This window comes from Streptomyces sp. NPDC002690, from assembly GCF_053592415.1.
The window spans coordinates 1-3,555 of the sequence record NZ_JBSFVR010000538.1; the positions used below are offsets into that span (position 1 = coordinate 1).

At 73.1% G+C, this 3,555-nt stretch carries 5 protein-coding genes and 1 pseudogene; 3 read left to right on the forward strand and 3 right to left on the reverse strand.

Features of this window, described 5'->3' with window-relative positions:
- A pseudogene (locus tag ACWD3D_RS34785) lies at window positions 1-372 on the forward strand (hypothetical protein); the annotation flags it as partial.
- Window positions 373-437: 65 nt separating this feature from the next.
- The gene (locus ACWD3D_RS34790) at window positions 438-1,097 is read left to right on the forward strand and encodes an HAD family hydrolase (RefSeq protein WP_451464687.1); all 660 of its coding nucleotides are present in this window, start codon (window positions 438-440) and stop codon (window positions 1,095-1,097) included.
- A 61-nt stretch (window positions 1,098-1,158) separates the two neighbouring features.
- On the opposite strand, the gene ACWD3D_RS34795 is transcribed toward ACWD3D_RS34790, so the two are convergent.
- On the reverse strand, window positions 1,159-1,398 hold the full coding sequence (locus ACWD3D_RS34795) for a hypothetical protein (protein ID WP_328721062.1): 240 nt from the start codon (window positions 1,396-1,398) through the stop codon (window positions 1,159-1,161).
- 169 nt (window positions 1,399-1,567) lie between these two features.
- Here ACWD3D_RS34795 and ACWD3D_RS34800 point away from each other — a divergent pair, with 169 nt between their 5' ends.
- On the forward strand, window positions 1,568-1,951 hold the full coding sequence (locus tag ACWD3D_RS34800) for a cold-shock protein (protein WP_451464688.1): 384 nt from the start codon (window positions 1,568-1,570) through the stop codon (window positions 1,949-1,951).
- A 105-nt stretch (window positions 1,952-2,056) separates the two neighbouring features.
- Here the strand turns inward: ACWD3D_RS34800 and ACWD3D_RS34805 are convergent, their stop codons facing one another.
- The gene (locus tag ACWD3D_RS34805; RefSeq protein WP_451464689.1) at window positions 2,057-2,947 is read right to left on the reverse strand and encodes a 1,4-dihydroxy-6-naphthoate synthase; all 891 of its coding nucleotides are present in this window, start codon (window positions 2,945-2,947) and stop codon (window positions 2,057-2,059) included.
- The gene (locus tag ACWD3D_RS34810; protein ID WP_451464690.1) at window positions 2,931-3,548 is read right to left on the reverse strand and encodes a futalosine hydrolase; all 618 of its coding nucleotides are present in this window, start codon (window positions 3,546-3,548) and stop codon (window positions 2,931-2,933) included. The genes ACWD3D_RS34805 and ACWD3D_RS34810 overlap by 17 nt, the downstream gene beginning before the upstream one ends.
- Between the last annotated feature and the right edge of the window lie 7 nt (window positions 3,549-3,555).

Consider the following 3,555-nt stretch of genomic DNA (forward strand, 5'->3'; position numbering starts at 1 on the left):
CCGCCCGTCACCTGGAGGGGAAATCCGCCGGTGAGTACGACGGTGACCACACCTCGTACGTACGCCGCGCTGCTGGTCGCCGGAGCGGTGATCGGCTCCTGGCTGGCCCTCGCGGGCGGCTGGCTGCTCGCCTACAGCTCCCGCACGCTCTCCCGGGCCGAGGCGAAGTGGGCCGCCCTGGGGCTGCCCGGGGTGGTCGTCGCGGGGGCCGTGGTGTGGGTCTGGGGCAGGATGCGCGGACGCTGGGGCGAGCCGATCGCCGAGGGCGCCATGGGCGACGTCCTGACGGGTCTGTGGCCCGGGGTGCTCCGCACGGCGGCGGTGGCCACGGCGGTGTACCTGGTGTGGCGGGCGCGCCGGGCCCGCGGCTGAGCACGGGCCCGGGCCGTGACCTGTCGGCCGCCCGCCCCGACACCGGGGCCGGGCGGGTCGGCACAATGGCAGACATGGCTTCGCACATCTCTTCGCACACGTCTTCGCGCACATTGACGGTCGGATTCGACCTCGACATGACGCTCATCGACTCCCGGGCCGGCATCAAGGCCAACTATCTGGCCCTCTCGGCGGAGACCGGGGTGCCCATCGACGCCGACCTGGTGGTCAGCAGGCTGGGGCCGCCCGTGGACGAGGAGCTCACGAACTGGTTCCCGGCCGACCGGGTGGCCGCCACCGCCGACCGCTACCGGGAGACCTATCCGCGCCACGCGATCGTCCCGACCACCGCCATGCCCGGGGCCCGCGCGGCCATCGAGGCGGTGCAGGCGCTGGGCGGCCGGGCGATCGTCGTCACCGCGAAGTTCCAGCCCAGCGCCGAACTCCACTGCACCCACCTCGGCCTCACCCCGGACCTGGTCATCGGCAGCCTCTGGGCGGAGGCGAAGGGCAAGGCGCTGCTCGCCGAGGGCGCGCAGGTCTACGTCGGCGACCACGTCGGGGACGTACGCGGCGCCCGGGTCGCCGGTGCCGTGTCGGTCGGCGTGACCACGGGCCCGTGCGACGCGGAGGAACTGCGGGCGGCGGGCGCCGACGTGGTGCTGAGCGACCTCACGGCCTTCCCGGCCTGGCTGCGGGAGTACGAGGCACGGCGCACGGCCTGAGGGTGCGAACGGCCGGAACCACCGGGAGGCGGCCGGTACGTTCGGGACGCGCCCGGTTCGGCTACGAGCGGCTCGCGGCCCGCTTCGGCGAGTTCGACCACACCGAGCGGACCACGCCCGCGGCGGCGATCAGGAAACCCACCCCCATGAGCATGCAGACCGCGTACGCGATCGACGGGAAGGGGTCGGTTCCGAGGAACAGTGGGGCCACCGTGACGAGGGTGGCGAGTGCGCCGACGAAGAAGACGACCGCGCCGATCCGGACCAGCTGGTCGCCCGCGCCTGAAGGAGTAGTGCTCACCCCGCAAGGGTAGTTCCCGCTGCGAGACATTGGCCCGGCGACGTCTTGTCCCGGGCCCAGGGGCCACTAGCCTGAAGATCGGCGGGTCCTGGCGACCCGCTCTCCTGCTGTACGGAGCCGTTTCCCGGCGGCTTCCCGCGCATCGACGAGTGACGAGGACGAGGACGAAGTGCCCACCGGCAAAGTCAAGTGGTTCAACAACGAGAAGGGCTTCGGCTTCCTCTCCCGTGACGACGGCGCGGACGTGTTCGTCCACTCGTCGGTCCTGCCCGCCGGGGTCGAGGGGCTCAAGCCCGGCCAGCGGGTCGAGTTCGGTGTGGTGGCCGGGCAGCGCGGTGACCAGGCGCTTTCCGTCACGATTCTCGATCCGACGCCGTCCGTCGCGGCGGCCCAGCGCCGCAAGCCGGACGAGCTGGCGTCGATCGTCCAGGACCTGACGACGGTCCTGGAGAACATCACGCCGATGCTGGAGCGGGGCCGCTACCCGGACAAGGCGTCCGGCGCGAAGATCGCCGGCCTGCTGCGCGCGGTCGCCGACCAGCTCGACGTCTGACCGAGCGTAGTCCGGTAGGGCGGCCCACCGCCCGAAAGCCCCGCACACACGCCGACGGCGGCCCCTTCCCGGGACCGCCGTCGGCGTGTGTCTGGCCAAAAACCGCTACACCTGCGCGGGGAACGCCAGTGCGTCCGGCGCGAGAGCCGGGACCAGTCCCTCCGCCGCGGCGCGCGTCAGCAGCCCGCGGATCGCCGCGTAGCCGTCCTCGCCGAGGTCGGCGGTGAACTCGTTGACGTACAGCCCGATGTGCTGGTCGGCGACGGCCGGGTCCATCTCCTGGGCGTGCGCCAGGACGTAGTCGCGGGAGACCTCGGGGGCGTCCCAGGCCATGCGGACCGAGGTGCGGATGGCGTCGGCCAGCGCGTGCAGCTTCTCCGCGCCGAGCGAGCGCTTCGCGATGATCGCGCCCAGCGGGATCGGCAGCCCGGTGGTGGACTCCCAGTGCTGCCCCATGTCGGCGAGGTTGTGCAGCCCGTAGTTCTGGTACGTGAAGCGGGCCTCGTGGATGACGAGTCCGCCGTCCACCTTCCCGTCGCGCACCGCGGGCATGATCTCGTCGAACGGCATGACGACGATCTCGCCGACCCCGCCGGGCAGGGTCTGTGCGGCCCAGAGACGGAAGAGCAGATAGGCGGTGGAGCGCTCGCTCGGTACGGCGACCGTCTTGCCGGTCAGGTCGGTGCCCGGTTCGCGGGTGAGGACGAGCGGGCCGCAGCCACGCCCCAGTGCCCCGCCGCACGGCAGCAGGGCGTACTCGTCGAGGACCCACGGCAGCACCGCGTAACTGACCTTCAGCACGTCGCCCTCGCCGCGCTCGGCGAGGCCGTTGGTGATGTCGATGTCCGCGAAGGTGACGTCGATCGGGGTGGCGCCGGGGACCCGGCCGTGCGCCAGCGCCTCGAAGACGAAGGTGTCGTTGGGGCAGGGGGAGAAGGAGATCTTCAGCGCGGCGTCCGTGCCGGTAGCGGCGGCGCCGTCAGTCGTTGCGGTCATGGTGGGTCCAACCTTCCAGTACGGGGATGAGCTTCCCGAAGGCTCCGGTGAGCGCGGCCAGGGCGTCGCCGATGCGCCAGGCGTCCCGGTCGCGGGGGCCGACCGGGTTCGACACGGCCCGGATCTCCAGCACCGGCAGGTCGAGCGCGCCGGCCGCCTCGGCGACCCCGAACCCCTCCATCGCCTCGGCGAGGGCACCGGGGTGGGCGGCCAGCAGGGCGGTGGCGCGCTCCGCGCTGCCGGTCACGGTGGACACGGTCAGCACGGTGCCGGTCGCCGCGCCGGTGGCGGCGGCGGCCTCCCGTACCAGTGAGCGCGGCGGTACGTGGAGCACCCGGCCGAAGCCGAGTCCGGTGACGGGGACGAAGCCCTCGGGTGTGTCGGCGCCCAGGTCGGCTGCGGCGATGCCGCTCGCCACGACGAGAGAGCCGACGGGCGCGGCGGGCGCGAACCCGCCGCCGATCCCGGCCGACACGACGAGGTCGTACGGGCCGGAGGCCAGGGCGAACGCGGTGGCCGCGGCGGCGGCGGCCGGGCCGACCCCGCCCTGTGAGCCCATGAACATCGTGCCCTGCTGGAGCGTCCCGTCGAACGCGAGCAGCCGGTCT